The sequence below is a fragment of the Streptomyces sp. HUAS MG56 genome (genome assembly GCF_058673395.1).
The window spans coordinates 5,071,035-5,097,366 of sequence record NZ_CM178722.1 but is presented as its reverse complement, the minus strand read 5'-3'; the positions used below and the strand labels follow the sequence as shown (position 1 = coordinate 5,097,366).

Sequence of the window (26,332 nt, the reverse complement as noted above, 5' to 3'; positions counted from 1 at the left end):
TGCCCCGTACCGCCGCGCCCGGATCCTCTGTTCGCGGGCGGCTGAGCGCGCGCCCCGACCCCCCGAAGGCGCTTGCACTCGACAGGGGCGAGTGCTAATCATTGGCGTTAGCACTCTGAAGGTGAGAGTGACAAAGAAGGACCGGGTCGGTGAGGCCCGCAGGCCACGTGGGGCAAGGAACCACAGGCCGGCGAGCCGTCCGTCGCGGGCGCGGGCGCGGTCCGAAGGAATCACCCCCAGTCCTGGAGGGACCACTTCACATGGCCAAGATCATCGCGTTCGACGAGGAGGCGCGGCGCGGCCTCGAGCGCGGCATGAACCAGCTCGCGGACGCCGTCAAGGTGACGCTCGGCCCCAAGGGCCGCAACGTCGTCCTCGAGAAGAAGTGGGGCGCCCCCACGATCACCAACGATGGTGTCTCCATCGCCAAGGAGATCGAGCTCGAGGACCCGTACGAGAAGATCGGCGCCGAGCTGGTCAAGGAAGTCGCCAAGAAGACGGACGACGTCGCCGGTGACGGTACGACCACCGCGACCGTGCTCGCCCAGGCCCTGGTCAAGGAAGGCCTGCGCAACGTCGCCGCCGGTGCCAACCCGATGGCCCTGAAGCGCGGTATCGAGAAGGCCGTCGAGGCCGTCTCCGCCGCCCTGCTGGAGCAGGCGAAGGACGTCGAGACCAAGGAGCAGATCGCCTCCACCGCGTCCATCTCCGCCGCCGACACCCAGATCGGCGAGCTCATCGCCGAGGCCATGGACAAGGTCGGCAAGGAAGGCGTCATCACCGTCGAGGAGAGCAACACCTTCGGTCTGGAGCTTGAGCTCACCGAGGGCATGCGCTTCGACAAGGGCTACATCTCGGCCTACTTCGCGACCGACATGGAGCGCATGGAGGCGGCGCTGGAGGACCCGTACATCCTCATCGCCAACTCCAAGATCTCCTCGGTCAAGGACCTGCTCCCGCTCCTGGAGAAGGTCATGCAGTCGGGCAAGCCGCTGCTGATCATCGCCGAGGACGTCGAGGGCGAGGCCCTGTCGACCCTGGTCGTCAACAAGATCCGCGGCACCTTCAAGTCCGTCGCCGTCAAGGCCCCGGGCTTCGGCGACCGCCGCAAGGCCATGCTCGGCGACATCGCCATCCTCACGGGCGGCGAGGTCATCTCCGAGGAGGTCGGCCTCAAGCTGGAGAACGCGACCCTGGACCTCCTGGGCCGCGCCCGCAAGGTCGTCATCACCAAGGACGAGACCACCATCGTCGACGGCGCCGGCTCCTCGGAGCAGGTGGGCGGCCGCGTGAACCAGATCCGCGCCGAGATCGAGAACAGCGACTCGGACTACGACCGCGAGAAGCTCCAGGAGCGCCTGGCCAAGCTCGCGGGCGGCGTCGCGGTCATCAAGGCCGGTGCCGCCACCGAGGTGGAGCTCAAGGAGCGCAAGCACCGCATCGAGGACGCCGTGCGCAACGCCAAGGCGGCCGTCGAGGAGGGCATCGTCGCCGGTGGTGGCGTGGCCCTGCTGCAGGCCTCCTCGGTCTTCGAGAAGCTGGACCTGGAGGGTGACGAGGCGACCGGCGCCAACGCCGTGAAGCTCGCGCTGGAGGCCCCGCTGAAGCAGATCGCCGCCAACGGTGGCCTTGAGGGCGGCGTCGTCGTGGAGAAGGTGCGCAACCTGGCCGTCGGCCACGGTCTGAACGCCGCCACGGGCGAATACGTCGACATGATCGCCGAGGGCATCATCGACCCGGCGAAGGTGACGCGTTCCGCGCTGCAGAACGCGGCCTCCATCGCCGCGCTGTTCCTCACCACCGAGGCCGTCATCGCCGACAAGCCGGAGAAGGCCGCCGCGGCCGCTCCGGGCGGCATGCCGGGCGGTGACATGGACTTCTGATCCGTCCGGATCACCTGTCCTTCTCCGAGGGCGGCACTTCCAGCTTCCGGCTGGGGGTGCCGCCCTCGGGCGTTTCCGGAGGCGGCACCAGGACGTGTCCTGGATCACACAAGCGTAGATCGCGGACCGGAATGCGGGCCCGCGCACAGGCCGTTTACTTAAGGAGCTGCAACAATGCGTGCTCACATACCGACCGGTTAACTCCGCTGCCCCCGAGGAGCCCCTACGTGACCGCCACGACGACCCCCGCCTCCCGCGCGGCCCAGATCCTGTCCCGCCCGATCACCCTCAACGGCCTCACCGTGCCGAACCGGATCGCGATGGCGCCGATGACCCGGATGTTCTCCCCGGGCGGCGTACCCGGCGAGGACGTGCGCTCGTACTACTCCCGCCGTGCCGCCGCCGGAGTCGGCCTGATCGTCACCGAGGGCACCTACGTGGGCCACGACTCGGCGGGCCAGAGCGACCGCGTGCCGCGCTTCCACGGCGAGGAGCAGCTGGCGGGCTGGGCGAAGGTCGCCGAGGACGTGCACGCGGCGGGCGGCACCATCGTCCCGCAGCTGTGGCACATCGGCATGGTCCGCAAGGACGGCGAGGCCCCCTTCCCGGAGGCCCCCGCGATGGGCCCCTCCGGCCTGGTCACCGCGGGCGCCGAGGCCACCGGCCGGGCGATGACCCAGCAGGACCTCGACGACGTGATCGCCGCGTTCGCCCGGGCGGCGGCCGACGCCGAGCGCATCGGCTTCGACGGCGTGGAGCTGCACGGCGCCCACGGCTACCTCCTGGACCAGTTCCTGTGGGAGGGCACCAACCGCCGTACCGACGCCTACGGCGGCGACCCGGTGGCCCGTGCGAAGTTCTCCGCGGAGATCGTGGCGGCGGTCCGTGCGGCCGTCTCCCCCGAGTTCCCGGTCATCTTCCGCTACTCGCAGTGGAAGCAGCAGGACTACACGGCCCGCCTCGCCGAGACCCCCGAGGAGCTGGAGGCCATCCTGACCCCGCTGGCGGCGGCCGGCGTCGACGTCTTCCACGCCTCCACCCGCCGCTACTGGGTGCCGGAGTTCGACGGCTCGGACCTGAACCTGGCCGGCTGGACGAAGAAGATCACCGGCAAGCAGGTCATCAGCGTCGGCTCGGTCGGCCTCGACGGCGAGTTCATCAAGGCGTTCCAGGGCGAGGGCTCCGGGACCAAGAGCATCGACGACCTCCTCGACCGGCTGGAGGCCGAGGAGTTCGACATGGTCGCCGTCGGCCGTGCGCTGCTCCAGGACCCGGAGTGGGCGGCCAAGGTGCTCGCCGACCGCTTCGACGAGCTGAAGCCGTACGACGCCGCGTCGCTGAAGACCCTCAGCTGACGCCGTCCGTCGCTCCGTTCGGGCACTTGTGATCGTCGCCGCACGTTCCCCTGACGACCGGTGAGACCGACGTCAGGGGAGCGAGCGATGACGAAGAGCGAGTCCGGGCCCGTGGTGCGCACCGCCTCCGGGGCGGTGCGCGGGCTGCGCGAGCAGGGGCTGTCGGTGTTCCGGGGCATTCCCTTCGCCGCGCCCCCGGTCGGCCCGGACCGCTTCCGGGCACCGCGCCGGCCCCACCCCTGGGAGGGCACCCGGGAGGCGTACGCGTTCGGCCCGCCGCCCCCGCAGGAGACCGGCTTCCTCGGCCGCACGGCCCAGCCCCGGCAGCCGGAGGGCGACGACTGGCTGACGCTGAACGTCTGGACCCCGGACCCGGATCCGTCCGCCGCCCGTCCGGTGCTGGTGTGGATCTACGGCGGTGCGTTCAAACTCGGCTTCAGCGGCCAGCCGGGCTACGACGCCCAGCAGCTCGCCCGCACGGGCGACGCGGTGCTCGTCACCTTCAACTACCGCGTGGGCATGGAGGGTTTCGCCCTCTGGGCCGACGCCCCCGCGAACCGGGGCCTGCTGGACCAGGTGGCGGCCCTGGAGTGGGTCCAGGAGAACATCACGGCGTTCGGCGGCGACCCCTCCCAGGTCACCGTCTTCGGCGAATCGGCCGGCGCGGGCTCCGTCGCCTCGCTTCTGTCCATGCCGAGAGCCCGGGGCCTGTTCCGCCGCGCCGTCGCCCAGAGCGTGCCGGGCACGTTCTTCTCCGCGGACCTCGCCCGCGACATCGCCGGGTCCCTGGCGGCGCGGGCCGGCCGCACCCCCACGGCGGCCGACCTCGCCGCGACGGACCCCCGCGAGCTGACCCGGGCGGGCCAGACCCTGGGCATCGAGATGCCGGCGTACACCGACCGCTGGGGCCGGGCGGCACCGACCTCGGTGCCCTTCGCGCCGGTGGTGGACGGCGACGTCCTGCCCACGACTCCCTGGGAGGCGCTCTCGTCGGGCGCGGCGCGGGACGTGGACCTCCTGGTCGGCCACAACCGCGACGAGTACCGCCTCTTCCTGGTCATGGCCGGCATGTCCGGCAAGATCACGGACGACCTGGCGGCCCGGACCCTGCGGCTGTACGCACCGGGCGGGGAAGCGGGCGAGGCGGCGTACCGCTCGGCCTTCCCGGAGTGGGGCGCGGAGCAGCTCTTCGAACGGGTCCAGACGGACTGGCTGTTCGGGCAGCCGAGCCTGCGGCTGGCGGAGGCCCAGCGGACGGGCGGCGGCCGCGCCCACGTCTACGAACTGACCTGGCCGGCCCCCGACTCCGCGGGCGCGCTGGGCGCCTGCCACGGCCTGGACATCCCGCTGCTCTTCGGCACGTTCGGCGCCGACCTGGGCGCCCTCCTCTTTCCCGGCGGCAGACCCACACCGGAGGCGGAGCGGCTGTCGGCCTTCGTCCAGCGCGCCTGGACGGCCTTCGCCCGCACCGGCGACCCGGGCTGGCCGGCCTACGACCCCCGCTCCCGCCTGGTCCAGGTCCTGGACGCGGAACAGCGGGTGGCGCCGTACCCGGAGGAGGCGAGCAGGCGGATCTGGGAGGGGTACGCGTTCGGCGCGTTGCCGCTGCTATAGGTTGCCCAGCGGCTCGATGTCGACGCGCACGGGGGTGCCCCACACGCGGAGCACCTCGTAGTCGGTGAACTCGTGCACGAGCCGGTACGCCATGGCGGGCCGGGACGAGCGGCGCTGGGCGGCGAGATACGCCTCGGCCTCGCGCTTGTCCCGCCGGGGCGTGCCGCACAGCTGCCACTCCTGGCCGTTCCACGCCTCCGGCAGCCAGCGCTGCTGCGGCTGCGGCCGGTCGGCGCGGACGCCGTAGCGGGAGGGCGCGGTGGCCGCGGCCGCGGCTTCGGTCCTGCCGCCGCCGTGATACTCCGACCGGCGTGCGGCCCGGCGCCGGGTCTCGCACAGCAGGCACAGGTCGGGGGCGCTCTCGTCCACGGGGCCCTGCGGATGCTCGGGACACCGGGTGGCGGGCGCGCCGGCGGCGACACTCTCGTCCAGCAGATCGAGCGCTCGGCGCAGATCGGCCTTGATCTCGTGCAGCCGGGAGTCCGGGGTGTCGGCGCCGAGCGCCTCCCCGTGCTCCCCGACGAGCCGCAGGGCCCGTCCGAGGGCGGTGAGCTGGGCGTGGTTCATGTCAGTCCGCGTAGTCCTTGAGTTCCTGGGTGTCCAGTGTGAAGCCGACGGGGGCGGGCAGCTCCACCGAGGATCCCCAAGGGTACGAGAGCGACTGCTGATAGCGGCCTTGTCGGCTCGCTGAAGACGGTGAGGGTCTGGTTGTCGTGGTCGATGAGGAGGCAGGCCGGCGGTCAGGGTGTGGAGTACGGCCTCGTCTGTGGTCCCCCGGGCGAACCACTCCGCCACCAGCGGGGCGAGTTCCGCACAGTCGGCGGCGGAGAGGGACAGGACGGGCCCGGTCCTCCGGTGGCGGCTCCGGCGGCGGTACGTCGCCGCGCGCGAACGTCGAGTCCGGTGACCGGCGCGAGTGACGAGCCGTTTGCGTCGGTCGATCCGGGGCGCTGCAATGTCCGTACCGCCGAGCGGCCGGCGGACGTGCTCAAGGCGATGTCCGTCGGTGAGGAACTGCGGGTCAAGGTGCGGCAGGTGAACCGGGAGAGGCGCAGTCGTTGAGCAGACTGATCGAGGCACTGCACGGCTTCAACGCCGCCCACCCCTGGGACCACAACGCCCGCTATCACCGCTGGCTGCTGCGGCAGTTGCCCCGCGGGGCCGGGCGGGCCCTGGACGTGGGGTGCGGCAGTGGGGAACTGGTGCGGCGGCTGGCCGGGCGGCGGGCGGAGGCGGTCGTCGGAGTCGATGCCGACGCCGGGATCCTGGAGCGGGCGCGGGAGGCCACTCCCGCCGACGCCCCCGTCGCCTACACACTCGCCGAGGTGCCCGATCAGCTTCCCCCGGGACCCTACGACGTCATCACCTGCGTCGCCGTACTCCATCACCTCCCCCTCGCCGAGAGCCTCGTCCGGTTCCGGGAGGAGTTGGCGAGCGGTGGCACGCTGGTCGTGGTCGGCTGTGCGCGGGCGGAAGGGGCTCTGGACCACGCGGTCGGGCTGGCAGCCGTAGCGCTCAACCCGCTCATCGGCTGGGTGAAGAACCGGGGGCGGGTCGCGTCGCACCGGCCCGTTTCCATGACCGCCCCTGTCCGGGATCCGGAGATGACCTTCGCCGAGATCGGTCGTGAGGCCCGGCGGATCCTTCCCGGGGTCCGGCTCCGCCGCCGGCTCTTCTGGCGTTACACGCTCGTGTGGCGCGCACCGTAAGGCCCGACGAGCCCTCCTGAGGCCCTCAGCGGTTGCCGTGCGGGCCCTGGTGGCCCCGGTGGCCGGGGCGGATCAGGCTGCCCTCGCCGCACGCGGTGGTGTTCTCGCGCACCTGCAGCGGCGAGACCTCCTTGAGGACGGGGACCACGGCGAGGGTGTCGGCGCACTTCGCGGTGTCGGAGATCGTCCACTGCGCGTTGTCGTGGGCGGCCTTGGCGGTGGGCGTGGTGCCCGTGCCGGCCAGGGTGTCGGCGTGGGCGGGGGCGGCCAGCGCGGCGGCGGAGGCGGCGGTGAGGGCGGCCGTGGCGAGGAGCTTCATCGTCGTCATGCTGAGGCAACGAGCGGCCACCGCCGTGCGTCACGTGGCGGCGCTCGGCCGGGGGGCGCGCGGAAGGCCGAAGAGGTACGTCGCCGCGAAGCCCACCACGTAGCCGGTGAGCAGGCCGCCCGCGTAGACGGCGACGGCCGCGCCCGCGCCCCTGTTGCCCGTCAGCAGCGGGAACAGGGCCCAGCCCGACGGGCCGATCGCGGTCGCGCCCACCGTGGTGCCGAGCATCGCGAAGAAGCCGACGAACGCCCCGCCCGCGGCCCCGCCCGCGCAGGCCGTCAGGAAGGGGCGGCCCAGCGGCAGGCACACGCCGTAGATCAGGGGCTCGCCCACGCCGAGCAGGCCGGCTGGGAGGGCCGAGCGGATCGTCGTCCGCAGTTCGCCGTCGTGGCGCAGGCGGACGTACACCGCGAGCGACGCGCCCACCTGGCCCGCGCCCGCCATGGAGAGGAGGGGGAGGAGGACCGTGTAGCCCTGCTGGGAGATGAGGGTGGTGTGGATGGGGATCAGGGCCTGGTGCAGGCCCAGCATCACCAGGGGGAGGAACAGGCCGCCCAGCACCAGGCCCGCCGCCGCGCCGGCCGTGGTCAGGAGCCAGTTCGCCGCGGTGCCGATCGCCGTCGCCACCGCACCGGCCGCGTACATCAGGCCGTACAGCGTCACGAGACCGGGGACGAGCACGGTGACCGTCGGCGTGAGCAGGACGTCCAGAGCGCCCGGCACCCGGCCCCGTACCCACTTCTCCACGCGGGTGGCCAGGAGCGCGGCGGCGAGGGCGCCGAGCACGCCGCCCTGGCCGGGGGACAGGTGGGCCCCGAACACCGTCACCTTCGCCACGCCCGGGTACACGACGACGGCCGCGACGGCACCGCCGAGCACCGGGGTGCCGCCGAACTCCCGCGCCGTGTTGATGCCGACGAACACCGCGATCAGCGCCAGGAAGGCGGAGGCGATGGCGGACAGGGCGGGGGAGAGGGAGGAGAGCCGGCCGGCGTTCAGGAGAAGGCCGTTGAGTCCGGAGAGGATGCCGCAGCCGATCAGGGCGGGGATGAGGGGGACGAAGACGTTCGCCACCCGGCGCAGGGCGGTCCTGACGCCCGTCTCCTGCTCTGAACTCCCTTGCTGCGAACTCCCCTGCTTCGAGCGGCCGTCGGAAGGCTCCGCTCCCCCCTCCGCGGCCCGTGCCGCCTCCGCCACCGCCCCTGCCACCGCCTCCGTGACCTCCTCGACCACCCCGGGCCCGAGCACGACCTGGCAGTGCGGGCCGTCGCAGACCAGGCCCAGCACCTCCGGGACCGCCCGCAGGCCCGCCTCGTCCAGCGCCGTCGGGTCGGCGAGGGCCAGCCGGAGGCGGGTCATGCAGTGGGTCACGGAGGTGACATTGGCCGGGCCGCCGACCAGGGTGAGGACGGCGGTCGCGGTGGAGGCGGGGTCGATGCGCACGCCCCGAGCGTGCGGGTCAGCGGGGCGCGTGCGCCAGCGCGGCACGCAGATGGCCGCCGGACTCCTCCAGAAGGCGGGCGGCCGTGGGGCCGTCGACGCCGGCGAGGAGGGCCAGGATGGCGTTCTTCACCTCGCCGCCGGACTCGGCGAGCGCCCGCTCGATCTCGTCGTCCCCCGCGCCGGTGGCGAGGGAGACGATGCGGCGGGAGCGGGCCCGGAGCTTGTCGTTGGAGGCCCGGACGTCGACCATCAGGTTCCCGTACGTCTTGCCGAGCCGGATCATCGTGATCGTCGACAGCATGTTCAGGACGAGTTTCTGGGCCGTGCCGGCCTTCAGGCGGGTCGAGCCGGTGATCAGTTCCGGTCCGACGACGACCTCGATGCCGTGCTCGGAGGCGGCCGCGAGCGCGCTGTGCTCGTTGCAGGCCAGACCGATGGTCAGGGCGCCCTGCGCGCGGGCGTGTGCGACGGCGCCGATCGCGTAGGGGGTGCGGCCGGAGGCGGAGATGCCGACAACGGTGTCATCGGGCGTGAGCTTCAGCGCGTCCAGGTCCTGGCGGGCCAGCTCCGTGGAGTCCTCGGCGCCCTCCACCGAGGTGACCATGGCCGTGGGGCCGCCCGCGATCAGGCCGACGACCTGGGCGGGGTCGGTGTTGAAGGTGGGCGGGCACTCGGAGGCGTCCAGGACGCCGAGCCGGCCCGCCGTACCGGCGCCGGCGTAGATCAGCCGGCCGCCGCGCGCCATCCGTGCGGCGACGGCGTCGATGGCGGCGGAGATCTCCGGGAGGCGTCGGGCGACGGCCGTGGGCACGGCGGCGTCCTCGCCGTTCATCAGGCGGGCGAGGTCGGGGGTGGGCAGGCGGTCGATGTCGGCGAGTTCGGGGCGGAAGGCCTCGGTGGTCAGGGAGGCCAGCTGGCTGCGCAGGTCATGGGAGGTCATGAGGGGAGCGGCTCTCTCAGGTTCGGGATCGCGTGCGGTTACTCACCTGGGGTTGGTGCGATGCCGGTGAGCCAGCGCCTCGTACGACGCGGCCAGCGCGGGCGCCGCCGTCTCGTACGTCCGCTGGGCCACACCCACGAACAGGCAGTCCACCACGAGCAGTTGACTCGTCCGCGAGGACATCGCGGCGGGGCGCAGCTCGCTCTCCCGTGAGGTGGACGTGGTCAGTACGTGGTCGGCGTACTGGGTGACCGGCGAGTCGGGCCGGCCGGTGATCGCGACGGTCGCCGCCCCGTGTTCGAACGCGACCCGCAGCGGCTCGATGACGTCCCCCGTCGAGCCGGAGTGGGTGATCGCGATCGCCACGTCGCCCGGGCGGAGCTGCACCGCGTTGGTCACGGCGAGATGCGGATCGCTGTGGGCGTGGGCTATGAGGCCGATGCGCAGGAGCTTCTGGGTGAGGTCCTGGGCGACGAGGCCGGAGGCGCCGATGCCGTACACGTCCGTGCGGCGGGCGCCCGCCAGCGCGGTGACGGCGGCGCCGAGCTGGGCGGTGTCGAGCCCGGCGGCGGTGTCGGCGAGGGTCTGCTGCTCCTCGTAGGCCAGCTTGGTGACGACGTCGGCGATGGGGTCGTCCACCGCGATGTCGGTCGTGATGGCCGGTGCCCGGCCCGACTGCTGCTGCGCGGCCAGCCCGGCGAGGGCGAGCCGCAGGTCCCGGTATCCCGGGTAGCCGAGCAGGCGGGCGGTGCGCACGACCGTGGCCTCGCTGGTGCCGGTCAGTTCGGCGAGGCCGGTGACCGTGAGGGCGGCGCAGCCGGCCGGGTCGTTCGCGACGGCCTCGGCGACGCGGTGCATGGACCGGGTCATGGAAGGGGCGAGGGTGCGCACCTTCGCGGCGAGGGATCCGCCCGGACTGCCGAAACTTTCCTTCACGTCCTGGGTCACATATGAAAGATATTTTCGGTTCGGTGTGGTGGTCAAGAGTGCGCACAATGGGTTCCATGGACCCCGTCGATCCCGCCCACCCGGCCCGTCCCGTCACCCCCCTCGAACAGGCCCTGCACGCCGCCCGCGCGCGGGTGCTGGCCGATCTGGTCGCGGGCGAGGTCGCGCACGCGGACGTGGTCTCGCTGGTCGAGGACTCCGTGGCGGAGCGGCGCTGGTGGGTCGAGCAGTGGCCGGACGGGGCGGCCTTCGTCGCGGGGCTGGTCGCGCAGGACGTACAGGACGCGCTGCTGGAGCGGTACGGCCGCTGGCCGCTGTGCCCGGTGTGCGGCTCGGGCGATCCGCACGCCCTCGACGTGGAGCCCGAGCTGGGCCCCGATCCGCACTGGGTCTGCCACAAGGCGGGCGTGAAGGTCGCGGCGGTCGGCTCCCTGGGCTCGGCCGCCGGCCCGGCGGCCTCGTCGTGAGGCGTGAGGCGCCGGTGACCCTGTGACCCTCTACATCGACCCGCCCGTCTGGCCCGGGCACGGGCGCCTGTGGTCGCATCTGGTCAGCGATGTGTCGTACGACGAACTGCACGCGTTCGCCGCGAAGTTGGACATCCCCCACCGCGCCTTCGACGGCGACCACTACGACGTCCCGGAGCGCCGGTACGCGGACGTGGTGGCGGCGGGGGCGGTGGAGGTCAGCAGCCGCACGGTGGTGCGGCTGCTGCACGCCTCGGGGCTGCGACGGCGTAAGCGCAGGGGGGATCAGGCGCGGCGGAGGTAGAGCCCGAGCCCCTCCTCCATGCCGTGCTCGGTCCGGGCGGTCCGCTCCTCCTCCGGCGTGGCCCGGGTGAAGCCGGCCCGGGAGACCACCCGCTGCGAGGGGATGTTGGTGTGCTCGATGGTCGCGACGACCATCGAGACGTCGTCCCGGGCCAGCGCCCGCTCGGTCAGGGTGCGCAGCGCCTCGGTGGCGTAGCCGTGTCCCCGGGCGCCCTCGGCGAGGTCGTAGCCGACCTCGACCCAGCCCTCCTCGTTCGGAGCGCCGTGGAAGCCCATGCCGCCGATGGCGCGGCCGTCCTCGTGCCGGACGAGGGCGAAGACCCCGAACTCCGGCCGGTGCGTGCCCGCTTCGTACGCCTTCACCAGGAAGCCGGAAGCGTCCCGGGTGCCCTCGTAGGGGCCGCCCTCGATCCAGTCGAAGCCGCCGTCGCCGCCGAGGCGCAGGTCGCGGGCGGCGGCCGGGCGGATGCCGACCAGGTCGAACCGCTCGGCCGGGACGACCAGGTTGTTGTGCCAGCGCCAGTCGGTGACCGGGGCGCGGCCGGGCAGCTCGCCCCGGCCGGTGGCCCACAGCAGGGTCGGCCAGGGCGCGGGGCCGGGCTGGACCTGCGGGAAGATGCAGGTCAGGACGGATTCGGCCAGGTCCTCGTCCGGTGCGTAGGGGAGTCCGAGGCCCTCGGCGATGTCGTGGGTGTGCAGCAGCACCTCGGCGATGCCCATCGCCGCGAAGCCCTCGCGGTCGGCGCTGCGGAACGGGTAGGGGTGGAAGGCGCGCACGCCGGGCGGGGCGGTGTCGACGGTGGCGGCGAGCAGTGCGCCGGTCGTCTCGATCACGTGCAGCAGGCCGGTGTTGTCGGTGCCCTCTTCGAGGGTGATCTCGAAGGGGACGTACGCGTCCCGGGCGCGTCCGGCGAGGTTGCCCGCGTAGCCCAGGCAGTCCTCGGCGATGTGGAACGCGGTGGCGTGGCAACTCCACTCCACCCGGCCCGCCTTGACGGCCGTCCAGTCCCGGTCCGCCGCCTGCCGCAGCGCCGCCGTGCAGCTCGCTACGGCTCGCTTCACATCATCCCCGCTGATCGTTCGCATGGGGCGCACTGTAAGCGGGAGCGCCGGCTCAGGTCGACAGCAATTCCAGCTCGGATCCGAGGTTGTAGCGGGCGGTGGCCTCCCAGTGCGCGCGGCCGTACGGGGTGTGGAACAGCCGTGGCAGTGCGAGGAGTTGGCGCAGGATCGCGCAGCGGCCCTCCCGGAAGGCGTCGTTCGGCACGAAGTGGTACTCCTCGCGCACCTCGGCGGCGTAGACGGCGTACGCCGACGGGGGCGCGGCCAGGATCGCGAGGTCCGCGTCGCACAGCACCTGGCCGTCGCGGTCGTCGCCGGCCGGGTCGTGCGTGACGGTGAGCCGGACCAGCCGGGCCACCTCGGCGGTCTTCTCCGGTGACACCCCCGCCTCCGGGAGCGCGCGCTCGGCGAGCCGCGCCGAGCGCTCCTCGTTCTCGGAGCGCTCGGGCAGGTAGACGGCGTCGTGGAACCAGGCGGCCAGCCGTACGACGTCGGGGTCGGCGGCGTGGTCCGCGAGGACGTCGACGTGGTCGAGCACCGCCGTCAGGTGGGTCACCGTGTGGTACCGGCGCTGCGGCTCCTGCCAGCGGACGAGCAGGTTGTCGGCGTACGGCGCGGGGTCGGGGCCGCCGGGGGCGCGGGCGGCTTCCAGGGCGCGGGCGAAGCGGAGGCGCAGGGCGTCGAGGTCGGCCATGGGCCCATTGTGGCGTGCGGGTGGCTCGTCGCCGGTGCGGTCGGCCACGGGGTGGGGCAGGGCGTACCCTTTGGATTGGACTAGACCTCTAGAGCTGTACTTGGATACCTGGACCTGTAGCCGCGATGAATGGGGTGCCATGAGCAAGCGTGCAGTCCTGGAGGTGATCGCGCTCGACGTGGCGGACGCGGTCGCCGCCCAGGCGGGAGGCGCGGATCGCCTGGAGCTGGTCACCGAGATGGCGGCCGACGGGCTCACCCCCGCGCCCGCCACCGTCGCCGGGATCCGGGCCGCCGTCGACATCGACCTGCGCGTGATGCTGAGGCTGTCGGACGGGTTCGCGGCGGGAACCGCCGAGGACGTCGCCGCTCTGGTCCGGGCGGCGGGCGAGATGCGGGCGGCCGGCGCCGACCAGTTCGTGCTCGGCTTCCTCGACGCGGACGGCGCGGTGGACCTGGCCGCGGTGGAGCGGGTGGTCGCCGCCCTGGACGGCTGCGCCTGGACCTTCCACCGGGCGATCGACCGCGCCGCCGACCGTGACGCCCTGCGCAAACAGCTCGCCGACCTGCCCGGCCTGGACACCTACCTCACGGCGGGCGCCGCCGGCGGCGTGGACGAGGGACTGGCGACGCTGGTCGCGGAGGCGGGACGCCGCGGCGAGCCCGGGTACGACCAGACGGTCCTGGTCGGCGGCGGGCTGCGCCTGGAGCATGTCCGCCCGCTGCGGAACGCGGGGATCGACGCGTTCCACATCGGCGGCGCGGCTCGCTCCGCGGGTTGGGCCGGGCCCGTTTCCGAGGAGGCTGTGCGGGAATGGCGGACGGCGGTGGACGGGGAGTAGGACCTGCCCCGCCCACCGGTGTCACGCGGTCGCGAGCGCGACCAGGACGAACAGGAACACGAGGACGAAGCCGCTCAGCGGGAGCAGGCCGAACATTCCCGCCGGGCGGCGCAGGACCGGGCTGCCCGGGTCCAGGCCGGGGCCCATGGGGGCCACCGGGGCGGGGAGCTTGCGGATCTTGGACAGGGCGAAGAGGTTGATCAGCAGCGTGATGGGCGTGATGATCACCGACATCGGGCCCCACCAGCCCTGCACCATCGTGTCCGACTGCATCTTGCGGAACACGGCGAGCGCGCAGGTCTGGCAGAAGGTGCCCTTCCGCCACAGGTTCCGCATCACGATCAGGAAGCCCTGGTGGCCGCGGATCGTCACCCGCGTGGCCGGCCCGGCCCCGCACACGTCGCAGCCGGGTCCGGCGGGCGCCTGCTGGTAGGGAGCCTGCTGGCCGTAGCCGCCGGGTCCCTGCTGGTACGGCGCCTGGGGCTGGCCGTAGCCGCCGGGCGCCTGCTGGGGCTGGTACGGCGCGGGGGCCGCCTGCTGGTACGGCCCGGGGGCGGGCTGCTGGTACGCCCCGGGCGCCTGCGCGTAGGGCCCGGGAGCCTGCTGGTACGGACCCGGCTGCTGCGGATACGCACCCGGCTGCTGCTGGTACGGACCCGGCGCCTGCGGGTAACCGGGATGCGGGGACGGCGGTGTGCTCAACGGAGGCCTTTCCATGGGGACGTGGCGGAACGGAGCAGAACCCTACTCACCGTTCCTCTCGGCGAGTTGCGCAGGCACCGGTGCAGCGTGCGTCACGATCAGCCCGGACACCGCTCGCGTGAGCGCCACGTACAGCCGCCGCAGGCCCGTCCGTTCGTCCGGCTCGCCGTCCACCACGGCCTGGGGCTCGTCCAGGGCGACGTAGTCGTACTCCAGGCCCTTGGCGAGGGAGGCCGGGACCAGGGTGAGGCGGGTCTCGCGGGTGGTCTCCTCGCCGGGGGCGAGATACGTGATCCCCGCCGCCGTCAGGGCCTCGGCCAGGGCCGGGATCCGGGCGTCGGCCGCGATCAGGCCCGTCGAGCCCTCGTTGCCCAGCAACTCCTCGCACGCGGCGACGACTTCGGCGGTGTCCGTGATCGCGCGGACCTCGAAGAAACCGGGGTTCTCACGGACCGAGGCGACCGGGGTGAGGCCGGGCGCGATGTGCGGCAGGAGCCGGGAGGCGTACGCGATGACGTCCGTCGGCACACGGAAACCGGCCGTCAGCTCCTCGATCACGCCCTCGCGCTTGCCGAGGTGGGCCAGCGCCTCGTCCCAACTCCGGGTCGCCCACGGGGTGGTGCCCTGGGCCAGGTCGCCGAGGACGGTCGCGCTGCCGGTGGTGCAGCGGCGGCCCACCGAGCGGTACTGCATCGGGGACAGGTCCTGCGCCTCGTCCAGCACGACATGGCCGAGCGAGTGGGTGCGCTGGATCAGGTCGGCCGTCTCGTCGATCAGCACCGCGTCGGCCGGAGACCACCTGGCCGACTTCACGCTGCGCACCGGCCTGTCCCACAGGATCGTCTTCTGCTCGTCCTCGTCGAGGATCCCCTCGGCGTGCTCGGCGAGGAAGTCCGCGTCCGTCAGCAGGCGCAGCACGAGCTTCGCCGGGTCGACCACCGGCCAGAGAGCCTTCACCGCCGCCTTGACCGCACTGTTGCGGGCCACCGCGTCCTGCACCCGGTCGTCCGGCGCCTCACCGGCCCGCTCCATCTGCACCAGCACCGCGTGCGCGATCCGCTGCGGCAGCGCCTCGCGGGCGGCGCCGTACCGGATGTCGCGCTCCAGCAACTCCCGTACGACGTCTTCCAGTTCGTACGCCGGTACGCGCCAGCGACGGGAGCCGCGCACCACCACGACCGGTTCCGTCGGCATGCTCACGTGCGCGTACAGCGCCCGGCGCAGCACCTCGGCCATCCGGGCGTCGCCCTTGATCACGGCCGCCGCCGCCTCGTCCGCGCCGCGCACCTCCACGTGCGCCACCAGGTCGTCCACGGTGGCCTGCTGCACCGCCAGCTCGCCCAGCGCGGGCAGCACCTGCTCGATGTAGTGCAGGAAGGACTTGTTCGGCCCGATGACGAGGGTGCCGGTGCGGGCCAGCCGCTCCCGGTGGGCGTAGAGGAGGTAGGCGACCCGGTGCAGTCCGACGGCGGTCTTTCCGGTACCGGGCCCGCCCTGGACGCAGACGGTGCCGCCCAGCCCGGAGCGGACGATCTCGTCCTGCTCGGGCTGGATGGTGGCCACGATGTCCCGCATGGGGCCGACGCGCGGCCGCTCGATCTCCTGCTGGAGGAGCTTGCTGGTCTTCGCGCTCTCCTCGGGGTCGGACAGGTGCTCGTCCTCGTACGCCGTGAGCTCGCCGCCGGTGTAGCCGAAGCGGCGGCGCAGCCCGACGTCCATCGGGTCCTTCTTGGAGGCGCGGTAGAACGGCTGCGAGACCGGTGCGCGCCAGTCGATGACCATGGGGTCACCGTCGTGGTCGTGCACATGCCGGCGCCCGATGTAGAACTGCCCGCCCGTCTCCCACCGCCGCCCTTGCAAGGAAGGCGCTTCGCGCCTCTTTTTTGATTCCTCCGCGCCCTCGGCCCGGTCCGCGCCCGGCGCGTGGAGGTAGTTCAGCCGGCCGAAGAACAGCGGGGTGTCGCTCAGGTCGGCCAGCGCCTTGATCCGGTCGTCGATCTGGCGGGCCAGCACCTGGGCGTTGACCCAGTTCGCGGCGACGTCCTTGATGTCCAGCGCCTCCACGTCCTCGCGCATGGCGCGCAGCGCGGCACGGGAGGACGTCAGATGGGCGCGCTCCCGGGCGAGCGGGTCGTCGGCCGGGGCGGCGGACGGGGCGTCGAGCGGCTCTTGGGCGGGCGTGGACAAGGGGGTGCCTCCGGTAGACCTGCTGGGTGGCTACGACGATGCCGCACGGTTACCGACCGGGCGGCGGCACTCCGCTGAGGGGAGGCGGGCAAGAGAGGGGATTTTAGTCGGGGCGGGGAGACGAGCGCCAATGAATTTCCGCCGCCGGGAACAGCCCACGCGCCAGGGCCTCGTCCAGCAACGCCCGCACGCTTCCGGGCTCGTGCAGATTCAGGTACTCCCGGTCCGGCAGACGCATCGCGGCACCCTAGGGGACCCGTCCCCCTTGGAGTAGGGGGCGAGGTCCACCCGGAGGTCTAGTCCGAGCCGCCCATAACTGGCCCTGGAGACCGATGCGGGTCAGGTGTCCGCGGAGCCACCATGGAGACATGAGCGCAGCAAGCATCTCTCCGGCCCCCGCCCGGCCCCCGTCGGGTGCCACGGCGACGGACGGCCCCCACCACCACCCGCTCGGCAACGCCCTGCGCGCCCTCAAGGTGTTCGCGGAGGCCGCCTTCAACGTGATCATCCTTGGCGAGTACGGCGAGGAAGCGGGCATACGCCGTCGGTGACGGCCCCGAACCCGCCGGTGCGCCGTCGCCTCAGCCCTCCGCGAGGATCTCGTCCGCGTCCATGATGCGGTAGGCGTAGCCCTGTTCCGCCAGGAAGCGCTGGCGGTGGGCGGCGAAGTCCTGGTCGATCGTGTCGCGGGCGACCACCGAGTAGAAGTGGGCCTGGTGGCCGTCGGCCTTCGGGCGCAGCACGCGGCCGAGCCGCTGTGCCTCCTCCTGCCGCGAACCGAACGTGCCGGACACCTGGATCGCGACCGTCGCCTCCGGCAGGTCGATGGAGAAGTTCGCGACCTTCGAGACGACCAGCACGCTGATCTCGCCCTCGCGGAAGGCGTCGAAGAGCTTCTCGCGCTGGGCGTTGGAGGTCTCGCCCTTGATGACCGGGGCGTTCAAGTGCTCGCCCAGCTCGTCGAGTTGGTCGATGTACTGCCCGATGACGAGGATCTGCTGCCCGGCGAACCGGCGCACGATCGCCTCGGTGACCTTCCGCTTGGTGTCCGTCGTCGCACAGAAGCGGTACTTCTCCTCCGTCTCGGCGGTGGCGTACGCGAGCCGCTCGGAGTCGGTCAGGTTGACCCGCACCTCGACGCAGTCGGCGGGCGCGATGTAGCCCTGCGCCTCGATCTCCTTCCAGGGCGCGTCGAACCGCTTGGGGCCGATCAGCGAGAAGACGTCCGACTCGCGGCCGTCCTCGCGCACCAGCGTCGCCGTCAGGCCGAGACGGCGCCGGGCCTGAAGGTCCGCCGTGAACTTGAAGACGGGAGCCGGCAGCAGATGCACCTCGTCGTAGACGATCAGCCCCCAGTCCCGGGAGTCGAAGAGCTCCAGGTGCGGATAGACGCCCTTCCGCCGCGTCGTCAGCACCTGGTACGTGGCGATGGTGACCGGCCGGATCTCCTTGCGCGTCCCGCTGTACTCGCCGATCTCGTCCTCGGTCAGGGAGGTCCGCTTCACCAGCTCGTGCTTCCACTGCCGGGCCGAGACGGTGTTCGTGACGAGGATCAGGGTCGTCGACTTCGCCTGGGCCATCGACCCGGCCCCGACCAGCGTCTTTCCGGCACCGCACGGCAGGACGACCACACCGCTGCCGCCGTGCCAGAAGTTCTCCACGGCCTGCTTCTGGTACGGCCGCAGCGCCCAGCCGTCCTCCAGCAGCTCGATCGGGTGCGCCTCGCCGTCGACGTACCCGGCGAGGTCCTCGGCCGGCCAGCCCAGTTTCAGCAGTACCTGCTTGATCTGCCCGCGTTCGGACGGGTGCACGGCGACGCTGTCCGGGTCGATCCGGGCGCCCACCAGCGGGACGATCCGCTTGGACCGCAGCACCTCTTCCAGCACGGGCCGGTCGGTGCTCGTGAGGACCAGTCCGTGGGTGGGGTGCTTGGACAGGGTCAGCCGACCGTAGCGGTCCATGGTCTCGGCGATGTCGACCAGCAGCGCGTGCGGCACCGGGTACCGGCTGTACTGCACGAGCGCGTCCACGACCTGCTCGGCGTCGTGCCCGGCCGCCCGCGCGTTCCACAGCCCGAGCGGCGTGACCCGGTAGGTGTGGATGTGCTCCGGCGCCCGCTCCAGCTCGGCGAACGGCGCGATGGCCCGTCGGCAGTCGTCGGCCCGCTCGTGGTCGACTTCCAGGAGCAGGGTCTTGTCGGACTGGACGATCAGCGGTCCGTTCACGCGCGGCACACCCTTTCCACTCAGGCCGAGTACATGTCGGCCAAACGTCCAGTGTGCCGCATCCCCCGCAGAACCGGGTCAGTCCTCCGCCAGCTCCGCCACCCCCGTGATCCGGTGCAGCGGGTACGTCCGTACCTCGTCCGCCGTGTGGTCGTACGCCGTGACGAAGCCGCCCTCGACGCGGACCGGGGCGATGACCCGCTGGCTGGCCGAGCCCTCGGCGTTGACGTAGCCGATCCAGAGGGATTCGCCGGTCAGGACGGCGGCCTGCATGGTGGCCAGAGTCTCGGCGGAGGAGGTGCGCGGCAGCTCGCCGCCCGTCAGCGGGGCCCTGCTCCCGGTGCCGGTCTCGGAAGCGGCGGGCTTGCGTGGCGCGGTGGCGGCCAGGTCGCCCGCCCGGATGGCGCGGATCGCCGCCGCGAGGAGCGTGGCGTCGGGCGGCGGCGGGCCGTCCGGGACCGGCTCGGGTGCCGTGCGCGGCGGGGTGCGGTGGGCGTGCGCGCGGGCGATCAGGACGTCGCCCTCGGCGGACTCGGCGGCCGGTGCGAAGCCCATCGCGCGCAGGCCCTCCAGCAGGGCCGCCGGGTCGGACTGGGCGGCCAGCACGGTCGGGGCCAGCCGGCGCAGCCGCAGACCGGCGGCGCGCTTGTCGGCCAGGATCTCGTTCAGCAGGGCGTCGTCGTCGCAGCGGACGTACGCCGAGGCCGCGCCGACCCGCAGATGGCCGTGTTTGCGGGCCACGTCGTCGATCAGATAGGCGAGCGGCTGCGGGACCGGCGTGCGGGAGTGCTCGGTGAGGAAGGCGTGCAGGTCGGAGGCGGTGCGGCCGGCGTCCAGGGCGCGGCGCACCGAGGCGGGCGTGAAGCGGTAGACCGTCGCCCCGCCCTTGGACTCGACGTCCGCGAGCACGTCCAGCGTGTCGGCGAGCGGTCGCCGGAGCGGGCCCGGCGCCACCGCCGTCAGGTCGGCCTGGAGCAGGACGTGGTCCAGGGGCTCGGGCAGCAGCGGGGCGAGGACGCGAGCGGCGGCCGCCGTCGCCGCCGCCTGCTCGGCGGGCGAGAGCGGCGCCGGGGCGGGGCCGGGCGCGTGGTGGTGGACCGGCAGCCTGGCGCCCGGCCCCGCCGGAACCTCGGCGACCGGAGTCGGCGCCGGCGCCGGCGCGCCGAGCAGCGCCCGCCCCTGTGCCGACAGCGCGCCCCGTCCCGTGATCCCCAGCAGTTCCGCCTCCGACAGGGTCCAGCGGGCCAGCCGGGAGCGCAGGTCCTCCTCGCCGCCCTCCTGCCGGGGCCCGCGCAGGGGCCGTTCCCAGCGCAGCCGGTTCAGCACCGACCCGGTGTCCGGTGCCGTGCCGGTCGGCAGCCCGGCCAGCAGGGTCAGCACCCGGTGCCGTACCTCGGCGGCGGCCGAGCGGTCCAGGCCCGGGCCGAGCGCGGAGAGCGTACGGTCCTTCGCGTCCCGCCCGCCGACCAGCCCCGGCGTGCGGGTGCCCGCGAGCCAGGCCTCCGCGAGGGCGGACCAGCGCTCGGCGGCGGGCCGCTCCAGCCACTCGTCGTAGCCGGGCGTGGCCGCGTACCGCTCGTCGGCCTCGCCGTCGGAGGCGATCAGACCGGCCGCGTACGCCAGCTCCACCCAGAACGCGGCGACCGGCTCGGAGACGTCCAGGGCGACGGCCGTCCGCTTCAGATCGCGCACGCTCAGACCGCCGGCCCGCAGCACGCCCGGCCCGCCCTCGTCCCAGTCCTTCAGCAGCTCCTCGACGGTGGCGAGCGCGGTGTACGCCTGCCCGGCCGCCGTCGCGTCCACCACCTGCGGGCTGTGGGCGGCGGCCGGTTCGACGGCGGGCGGCAGCGGCTCCGGCGTGCGGTGGGCCCGGCCCTCGCGCAGGTGCAGGGCCACCTCACGCGGGAGTACGACCGTGCCGGGGGTGGTCGGCAGCAGCAGGCCCCGGTCCAGCAGCCAGCGCAGATGGGCGGCCGGATCGGCGGTGACCTGCCCGTACGGCGGCCCCCACACCAGCCGGTGCAGCACGTCGAGGGCGGCCTCCGGGGCCCCGGCGAGCAGCCTGGCCATCTTCTTGCGGTGGCCGAACAGGGCGGTGAGCCCGGCCACGGCGGACACCGCGTCGTGGGTCGACGGCAGCCCGGCCGTCGTCACGATCTCCTGTATCCGGCCAGGCGACATGCCCGACGTCGCCTCCTGCACGGACGGGCCGAGCCCGGTCGGGGAGGGGTGCTGCGGGGCGGGGGCGAGGAGTTCACGGGCGGTCCGCACGAGCCGCAGCCGCTTGTCGTCGCCCCACACCAGGGCCTGCTCGCGCAGGGTGGCGACGGCCCTCGGCAGCGCGGCGGTCACGCTCTCGTCGGCCGCGTCGCCCGCCATCAGCCCGAGCAGCGTGGTGTACGACGCCGGGTCCGGGGCCACGGCCAGCGCCTCCGCCGTCTGGAGCGCGAACCGGTCCAGCCGCTCCAGCGCGCGCAGCACCGAGGCGCGGGTGCCGGCCCGGGTGGCGAGCTGGGTGAGGTCGGTCGGCACCGGCGTGATGAGGTCGGGACGGCTGCGCAGGAGCGCGGACAGCGAGGCGTCGTCCCTGGCGCGCAACGCTTCCGCGAGGGAACGGGGAGCTGGTCGGGCCGCTTGGCTCATCTGACCCACGGTAGCGGGTGCGTCCGTTCCCGCCGAGTGAACCGGGGGAGGGCGGCCAGGCGGTACCGTCCTCAGCGGGGTTTCCACACCGTCGCCCCGGAGGGGTTCCGTTGGGGATCGAGAGTGACAAGGTCGTCTACGAGTACCTGAGCCGTGTCGGAGACATCGCTCAGCAACGGCAGTTGCCGTCGTCCACGCGCATGCGGCTGGTCTCGGAGCTGCGCAACGAGATCGACCGGCACCGGGCCAGGGTGACGGTGGACTCGCCCGCCGCCGTCCGCCGCATCCTGGACCGGCTCGGCAGCCCGGACGACGTGGTCGAGGCGGCGGGCGGAACGTCCGGCGGCGCCGGCGGTATGCCGCAGCCGCCCGCCGCCGCCGTACCCGTACAGCCCGCGCCGCGCGAGCGGAAGCGGCCGCCGAAGCCGGCGGCCGGGGACGGCGCCGGTGGTGCCGCAGAGGGCGCGGGACGGCCGAAGGGCCTGCGCCGGGTCGTACCCCGCCCCCGCTCCCGCCCCCGCCCCGCCGACCCCGGGCCCGAGGGCCCGTCCGTCCCGCGCGAGGCACCGTCGTCCCCGGCGCGCCCCGGCCCGGCGTACGACTTCGGGGACGACCTCCCCCAGCCCGAGTGGTGGCGGACCGGCGACACCCCCTTCAGCGGCGCCGGGACCGACTCCGTGCCGGGGTTCGTGGGCGGTGTGGAGATCCCGGAGATGCTCCGGCGGCCGCAGAAGGAGACGGCCGCCGAGGAGTCGAAGAAGGAGCAGGAGGCCGAGGAGGAGGCGCCGGAGGCCGCCGAGGAGGATGCGTCCGCCGGGCGCCGCCGCCTGCTGCCCCTGGGCCCCGCCGCCGGCTGGACCAACCCCCTCCTGCTGCTGGCCGCCGCCGCGCTGGTCGCCGGCGCGGTGCTCGGCAACTGGTTCGCGCTGCTGCTCGGCTGGGTGATCGCCTACGGTTCGCGCAGGCTGACCGCCGCGGAGACGAAGACGGCCGTGATGATCCTGCCGGGCGCGGCGGTGGCGGCAGGCCTGGTGTGGCTGTGGGGGCGGCAGGACGGCCGCTGGGGTCAGCCGATCGCGCAGGGGCACATGGGGGACGCGGTCGCGGGGACGTGGCCGTGGGTGGTCCGGGGCGCGGCGGTGGCGTCGGCGTTGTTCCTGGTGTGGCGGTCGCAGCGGCGCGGCTGAGTTCCCCTCGCCCCTTCGGGGCGCTCGTACGCACCCGGCACAATGGGCGACATGACTCTCGCCGTCGGCTTCGACCTCGACATGACGCTCATCGACTCGCGCCCCGGCATCCGCGCCTGCTACCTGGCGCTGGCGGAGCGGACCGGGACGTACATCGACGCCGACCTGGCGGTGACGCGGCTCGGGCCGCCGCTCGCGGAGGAGCTGGTCAACTGGTTCCCCGAGGAGCGGATCCCGGCGATGGCGGACCTGTACCGGTCGATGTACCCGACGATCGCCATCGCCGCGACCCCCGCCATGGCAGGCGCGAGGGAAGCGATGGAGACCGTACGGGCGGCCGGCGGGCGGACCATGGTCGTCACGGCGAAGTACGAGCCGAACGCCAAGCTGCACCTCGCGCACCTCGGCATCGAGCCCGACGTGGTCGTGGGCGACCTGTGGGCCGAGCGGAAGGCGGAGGCGCTGCGCGAGTACGGCGCGCATGTGTACGTCGGTGATCACGTCGGGGACGTGCGCGGAGCGCGCACGGCGGACGCGCTGTCCCTCGCCGTGGCCACCGGGCCCTGCTCGGCGGAGGAACTGCGCGCTGCGGGCGCGGACGTCGTCCTGGACGACCTGTCCGCGTTCCCGGAGTGGTTCGACGGCTACCGCTCGGCGGCCGCGGCCCGCGCCTGACGCCGGCCGACCGCCACCGACCGCACCAGACCGGCGCCGGCGAGCAGGAATCCGACGCCCATGAGCATGCTCAGCAGGTACATGTAGGTCGGGAAAGGCGTCGCGCCGAGGAACAGCGGGGTCACCGTGACGAGGGTGGCCAGCGCGCCGATGAAGAACACGACGGCACCGGCCCGGACCAGTCGGTCGCCGGGCCCGGCGGAATTCGTTTGGGTTTTGTCACGCACCGGACCAGGGTAGTTCCCAGCCACGGTGAACAACCGGGGGACGTCTTGTCACCCGCCCGAAGAGCATTAGCCTTGGTAGCACTTGGTATCGCTAGGTAGCAGCGGGTCACGGTCGACCCGCTCGCGTGCTATCGAGAGCCGTTTCCGAAGTAGTTTTCCCGACGAGATACGAGGACGAGGACAGACGTGCCTACCGGCAAGGTCAAGTGGTTCAACAGCGAGAAGGGCTTCGGCTTTCTCTCCCGCGACGACGGCGGTGACGTCTTCGTCCATTCCTCGGTTCTCCCCGCCGGAGTCGACGTACTCAAGCCGGGACAGCGTGTGGAGTTCGGCGTCGTCGCCGGTCAGCGCGGTGACCAGGCGCTCTCGGTGACGGTGCTCGACCCGACCCCGTCGGTCGCGGCGGCCCAGCGCAAGAAGCCGGACGAACTGGCCTCGATCGTGCAGGACCTGACGACCCTTCTGGAGAACATCACGCCGATGCTGGAGAAGGGCCGCTACCCGGACAAGGTCTCCGGCAAGAAGATCGCCGGCCTGCTCCGCGCGGTCGCCGACCAGCTGGACGTGTGAGACCTCGGGGAAACCTCAGGGAACCTCAGGGAAAAGCGAGCGCATCCGGGCCGAGGGGCGGAACAAGCCCCTCGGCCGCCGCACGTGTGAGCGGTCCGCGGATCGCGGCGCCGCTTTCGTCCGCCGCCCTTGCGCCGCTGCGGGGGCCGCGGACGGCTGTGCCGGACTCCGTCGCGGCCGTGCGTCAGGGAAAGTCGTGCGTCAGGGGAACGAGAGCGCCTCGGGCGGGAGTGCGGGCAGCAGCCCCTCGGCCGCCGCGCGTGTGAGCAGGCCGCGGATCGCGGCGTAGCCGTCCTCGCCGAGGTCGGCGGTGAACTCGTTGACGTAGAGGCCGATGTGCTGGTCGGCGACGGCCGGGTCCATCTCCTGGGCGTGGGCCATGACGTACGGCCGGGAGGCCTCGGGGTCGTCCCAGGCGGCCCGCACGGAGGTGCGCACGGACCCGGCGAGCCGCGTCAGCGTGTCCGCGCCCAGCGAGCGCTTGGCGATGATCGCGCCCAGCGGGATGGGCAGCCCGGTGGTGTGCTCCCAGTGCTCGCCCATGTCGGCGAGCTTGTGCAGCCCGTAGTTCTGGTACGTGAAGCGGGCCTCGTGGATGACCAGCCCGGCGTCCACCTTGCCGTCCCGCACGGCCGGCATGATCTCGTGGAACGGCATGACCACGATCTCGCCGACCCCGCCCGGGAGGGTGTCCGCCGCCCAGAGGCGGAAGAGCAGGTACGCCGTCGACCTCTCGCTCGGGACCGCGACGGTGCGGCCCGTCAGGTCCGCGTCCGCCTCGCGCGTGAGGACCAGCGGCCCGCAGCCCCGGCCCAGCGCGCCGCCGCACGGCAGCAGGGCGTACTCGCCGAGGACGTACGGCAGGACGGCGTACGACACCTTCAGCACGTCGAACTCGCCGCGCTCGGCCATGCCGTTGGTGATGTCGATGTCGGCGAACGTCACGTCCAGCGCGGGGGCGCCGGGGACGCGGCCGTGGGCGAGGGCGTCGAAGACGAAGGTGTCGTTCGGGCAGGGGGAGTACGCGATCTTCAGCGTCTGCTGCTGCTCACTGGTCGTCATGTCGGTTCCAACTCTCCAATGCGGGGGCGAGCTTCCCGAACGCCTCGGTGAGGGCGGCGAGGGCGTCGCCGATGCGCCACGCGGCGCGGTCGCGCGGGCCGACCGGGTTGGAGACCGCGCGGATCTCCAGGACGGCCGTCCCGTGCGCGTCGGCCGCCTCCGCCACCCCGAAGCCCTCCATGCCCTCGGCGAGCGCGCGGGGGTGCCGGGTGCGCAGTTCGGCCGTGCGGGCGGCGGAGCCGGTGACGGTGGAGACGGTGAGGATCGTGCCGGCGGGGGCGCCGGTGGCCTGGCAGGCAACCCGTACGAGTGATCTCGGCGGGTCGTGGTGGATGGTGCCGAAGCCGAGTTCGGTGACCGGGAGGAAGCCGTCGGCGGTCTGGGCGCCCAGGTCGGCGACGGTGATCCGGTCGGCGACGACGAGCGAGCCGACGGGGGCGCCGGGCGGGAAGCCGCCGCCGATCCCGGCCGAGACGACCAGGTCGTAGGGGGTGCCGGCGAGCCGGGCCGCGGTGAGCGCGGCGGCGACGGAGGCGGCGGCGCGCGCCGGTCCGACCCCGGCGGCGAGCAGGTCCCAGACTCCGGCCGTACGCGCCGAATGCGCCGTACGCGTCAGCTCCGCGCCGGGCAGGCCGAACTGCTCGACGGGGGAGTCCGGCGGGCGGAACGCCCGTGCCACCGCGTCCCGTTCGGCGGGGACGGCGGTGGCGACGAGGATGCGCGCGGCAGGCGTGGAAGACGTGGTCAGGAGGCCTTCTTCAGCTTGAAGGCCCACAGGCCCTTGCCCGGGCTGGTGGCACCCATCTGGATGGAGACCGTGTTGGTGTCGCCCTGGGTGCCGTACTGGGCGTTGAAGAACGCGCTGCCCGGGATCGTCCGGTACGTCTTCTTGCTGGAGTCGGTGAACTGGCGGCCGTTCACCAGGATGACCCAGCCCGCGTCGGCGATCTTCGGGTCGACGCCGAAGCGGACGGTGTCGTCCGTGTCGACCGTGATCGACTTGACGTCGTTGATCTTCTTGGCGCACTTCGCGAGCGACTTGTTGTCCAGCGTGTTGCCGTCGTTGTAGCAGAGTGCCTCGGAGTTGACCGAGCTTCGTCCGACGGTGATCGTCGCGACGGGCGTCGGCTTCTCGCAGGCCGTCAGCAGAAGCAGTCCGGCGGAAACGGCGCCGGCGGCGGCGACGGCGCGGCGGCGTCGCACAGCGGATTGCAGCGTGGTCATGGCCGAAGGCTATCGGGCGCCCGGAGCCGTCCGGCCACGTGGG

General features: G+C 73.2%; 27 protein-coding genes. 12 read left to right on the top strand and 15 right to left on the bottom strand.

The genetic code is table 11. From position 1 onward, the window contains the following. Positions 1–260 precede the first annotated feature (260 nt). From groL to AC4OXY_RS24050, 3 genes are all read left to right on the top strand, one after another. A complete protein-coding gene (gene groL / locus AC4OXY_RS24060) occupies positions 261–1,883 on the top strand; it encodes a chaperonin GroEL (RefSeq protein WP_356020274.1) in 1,623 nt (540 codons plus the stop codon). A gap of 227 nt (positions 1,884–2,110) precedes the next feature. Then, positions 2,111–3,238, top strand: a complete 1,128-nt coding sequence (locus AC4OXY_RS24055; protein WP_356020272.1) for an NADH:flavin oxidoreductase — start codon at positions 2,111–2,113, stop codon at positions 3,236–3,238. Between the two features lie 87 nt (positions 3,239–3,325). Next, positions 3,326–4,852 carry a carboxylesterase/lipase family protein gene (locus AC4OXY_RS24050; RefSeq protein WP_491991058.1) on the top strand — a complete coding sequence of 509 codons (1,527 nt, stop codon included), beginning with the start codon at positions 3,326–3,328 and terminating at the stop codon, positions 4,850–4,852. Here AC4OXY_RS24050 and AC4OXY_RS24045 read toward each other — a convergent pair. Further along, a complete protein-coding gene (locus tag AC4OXY_RS24045; RefSeq protein ID WP_356020267.1) occupies positions 4,847–5,419 on the bottom strand; it encodes a hypothetical protein in 573 nt (190 codons plus the stop codon). The genes AC4OXY_RS24050 and AC4OXY_RS24045 overlap by 6 nt on opposite strands. Before the next feature lie 336 nt (positions 5,420–5,755). Between AC4OXY_RS24045 and AC4OXY_RS24040 the strand changes: the two genes are divergently transcribed. Next, the gene (locus AC4OXY_RS24040) at positions 5,756–5,914 is read left to right on the top strand and encodes a hypothetical protein (RefSeq protein WP_491994822.1); all 159 of its coding nucleotides are present in this window, start codon (positions 5,756–5,758) and stop codon (positions 5,912–5,914) included. Next, on the top strand, positions 5,911–6,561 hold the full coding sequence (locus AC4OXY_RS24035; protein WP_356020264.1) for a class I SAM-dependent methyltransferase: 651 nt from the start codon (positions 5,911–5,913) through the stop codon (positions 6,559–6,561). Before AC4OXY_RS24040 ends, AC4OXY_RS24035 begins: the two co-directional genes overlap by 4 nt. Before the next feature lie 25 nt (positions 6,562–6,586). Here AC4OXY_RS24035 and AC4OXY_RS24030 read toward each other — a convergent pair whose 3' ends face one another. The 4 genes from AC4OXY_RS24030 to AC4OXY_RS24015 are packed head-to-tail and all read right to left on the bottom strand — an operon-like array spanning position 6,587 to position 10,220. Beyond that, a complete protein-coding gene (locus AC4OXY_RS24030) occupies positions 6,587–6,880 on the bottom strand; it encodes a hypothetical protein (protein ID WP_356020262.1) in 294 nt (97 codons plus the stop codon). A 39-nt stretch (positions 6,881–6,919) separates the two neighbouring features. Further along, positions 6,920–8,332, bottom strand: coding sequence for a PTS transporter subunit EIIC (locus tag AC4OXY_RS24025; protein WP_491991057.1), 1,413 nt, complete (start codon positions 8,330–8,332; stop codon positions 6,920–6,922). A 16-nt stretch (positions 8,333–8,348) separates the two neighbouring features. Beyond that, positions 8,349–9,272: an N-acetylmuramic acid 6-phosphate etherase gene (gene murQ / locus AC4OXY_RS24020; RefSeq protein ID WP_491991056.1), complete on the bottom strand. Its 924-nt coding sequence runs from the start codon at positions 9,270–9,272 to the stop codon at positions 8,349–8,351. 42 nt (positions 9,273–9,314) lie between these two features. Beyond that, on the bottom strand, positions 9,315–10,220 hold the full coding sequence (locus AC4OXY_RS24015) for a MurR/RpiR family transcriptional regulator (RefSeq protein ID WP_356020255.1): 906 nt from the start codon (positions 10,218–10,220) through the stop codon (positions 9,315–9,317). A gap of 56 nt (positions 10,221–10,276) precedes the next feature. Here AC4OXY_RS24015 and AC4OXY_RS24010 point away from each other — a divergent pair, with 56 nt between their 5' ends. After that, entirely contained in the window at positions 10,277–10,687 is a 411-nt protein-coding gene (locus AC4OXY_RS24010; protein ID WP_362816813.1) for a DUF8819 family protein, read from the top strand. A gap of 22 nt (positions 10,688–10,709) precedes the next feature. Next, entirely contained in the window at positions 10,710–10,991 is a 282-nt protein-coding gene (locus AC4OXY_RS24005; RefSeq protein WP_356020251.1) for a DUF4031 domain-containing protein, read from the top strand. Here AC4OXY_RS24005 and AC4OXY_RS24000 read toward each other — a convergent pair. Beyond that, positions 10,973–12,052 (bottom strand): GNAT family N-acetyltransferase, encoded by a 1,080-nt coding sequence (locus AC4OXY_RS24000; protein WP_376287748.1) that lies wholly within the window; start codon positions 12,050–12,052, stop codon positions 10,973–10,975. The genes AC4OXY_RS24005 and AC4OXY_RS24000 overlap by 19 nt on opposite strands. 52 nt (positions 12,053–12,104) lie before the next feature. Continuing rightward, complete coding sequence (locus AC4OXY_RS23995) at positions 12,105–12,746, bottom strand: HD domain-containing protein (protein ID WP_491991055.1); 642 nt, start codon at positions 12,744–12,746, stop codon at positions 12,105–12,107. 139 nt (positions 12,747–12,885) lie between these two features. On the opposite strand from AC4OXY_RS23995, the gene AC4OXY_RS23990 reads away from it, so the two are divergent. Beyond that, positions 12,886–13,587, top strand: coding sequence for a copper homeostasis protein CutC (locus tag AC4OXY_RS23990; protein ID WP_362816806.1), 702 nt, complete (start codon positions 12,886–12,888; stop codon positions 13,585–13,587). Positions 13,588–13,608: 21 nt separating this feature from the next. Here AC4OXY_RS23990 and AC4OXY_RS23985 read toward each other — a convergent pair whose 3' ends face one another. Both AC4OXY_RS23985 and AC4OXY_RS23980 read right to left on the bottom strand, forming a co-directional pair. Then, positions 13,609–14,289, bottom strand: coding sequence for a hypothetical protein (locus AC4OXY_RS23985; protein WP_356020243.1), 681 nt, complete (start codon positions 14,287–14,289; stop codon positions 13,609–13,611). Between the two features lie 42 nt (positions 14,290–14,331). Continuing rightward, positions 14,332–16,476: a HelD family protein gene (locus AC4OXY_RS23980; RefSeq protein WP_491991054.1), complete on the bottom strand. Its 2,145-nt coding sequence runs from the start codon at positions 16,474–16,476 to the stop codon at positions 14,332–14,334. 368 nt (positions 16,477–16,844) lie between these two features. Between AC4OXY_RS23980 and AC4OXY_RS23975 the strand changes: the two genes are divergently transcribed. Next, entirely contained in the window at positions 16,845–17,027 is a 183-nt protein-coding gene (locus AC4OXY_RS23975) for a hypothetical protein (RefSeq protein ID WP_356020240.1), read from the top strand. A gap of 30 nt (positions 17,028–17,057) precedes the next feature. Here the strand turns inward: AC4OXY_RS23975 and AC4OXY_RS23970 are convergent, their stop codons facing one another. Then, positions 17,058–18,701, bottom strand: a complete 1,644-nt coding sequence (locus AC4OXY_RS23970) for a DNA repair helicase XPB (protein ID WP_356020238.1) — start codon at positions 18,699–18,701, stop codon at positions 17,058–17,060. A 78-nt stretch (positions 18,702–18,779) separates the two neighbouring features. Further along, positions 18,780–21,344, bottom strand: coding sequence for a helicase C-terminal domain-containing protein (locus tag AC4OXY_RS23965; RefSeq protein ID WP_491991053.1), 2,565 nt, complete (start codon positions 21,342–21,344; stop codon positions 18,780–18,782). Between the two features lie 110 nt (positions 21,345–21,454). On the opposite strand from AC4OXY_RS23965, the gene AC4OXY_RS23960 reads away from it, so the two are divergent. Both AC4OXY_RS23960 and AC4OXY_RS23955 read left to right on the top strand, forming a co-directional pair. Further along, complete coding sequence (locus AC4OXY_RS23960; RefSeq protein WP_356020234.1) at positions 21,455–22,531, top strand: hypothetical protein; 1,077 nt, start codon at positions 21,455–21,457, stop codon at positions 22,529–22,531. 51 nt (positions 22,532–22,582) lie between these two features. Beyond that, entirely contained in the window at positions 22,583–23,206 is a 624-nt protein-coding gene (locus tag AC4OXY_RS23955; protein ID WP_491991052.1) for an HAD family hydrolase, read from the top strand. Here AC4OXY_RS23955 and AC4OXY_RS23950 read toward each other — a convergent pair. Further along, a complete protein-coding gene (locus tag AC4OXY_RS23950; RefSeq protein WP_356020229.1) occupies positions 23,176–23,433 on the bottom strand; it encodes a hypothetical protein in 258 nt (85 codons plus the stop codon). The two genes, AC4OXY_RS23955 and AC4OXY_RS23950, sit on opposite strands and share 31 nt — an antisense overlap. 186 nt (positions 23,434–23,619) lie before the next feature. Here AC4OXY_RS23950 and AC4OXY_RS23945 point away from each other — a divergent pair, with 186 nt between their 5' ends. Next, positions 23,620–24,003 (top strand): cold-shock protein, encoded by a 384-nt coding sequence (locus AC4OXY_RS23945; RefSeq protein ID WP_353598846.1) that lies wholly within the window; start codon positions 23,620–23,622, stop codon positions 24,001–24,003. A 201-nt stretch (positions 24,004–24,204) separates the two neighbouring features. On the opposite strand, the gene AC4OXY_RS23940 is transcribed toward AC4OXY_RS23945, so the two are convergent. From AC4OXY_RS23940 to AC4OXY_RS23930, 3 genes are read right to left on the bottom strand one after another with little or no spacing between them, the layout of a single operon-like run. Further along, on the bottom strand, positions 24,205–25,065 hold the full coding sequence (locus tag AC4OXY_RS23940; RefSeq protein WP_356020227.1) for a 1,4-dihydroxy-6-naphtoate synthase: 861 nt from the start codon (positions 25,063–25,065) through the stop codon (positions 24,205–24,207). After that, a complete protein-coding gene (locus tag AC4OXY_RS23935) occupies positions 25,052–25,840 on the bottom strand; it encodes a futalosine hydrolase (RefSeq protein ID WP_491991051.1) in 789 nt (262 codons plus the stop codon). The genes AC4OXY_RS23940 and AC4OXY_RS23935 overlap by 14 nt, the downstream gene beginning before the upstream one ends. After that, on the bottom strand, positions 25,810–26,289 hold the full coding sequence (locus AC4OXY_RS23930) for a DUF2771 domain-containing protein (protein ID WP_362816793.1): 480 nt from the start codon (positions 26,287–26,289) through the stop codon (positions 25,810–25,812). Before AC4OXY_RS23930 ends, AC4OXY_RS23935 begins: the two co-directional genes overlap by 31 nt. Positions 26,290–26,332: the final 43 nt, after the last annotated feature.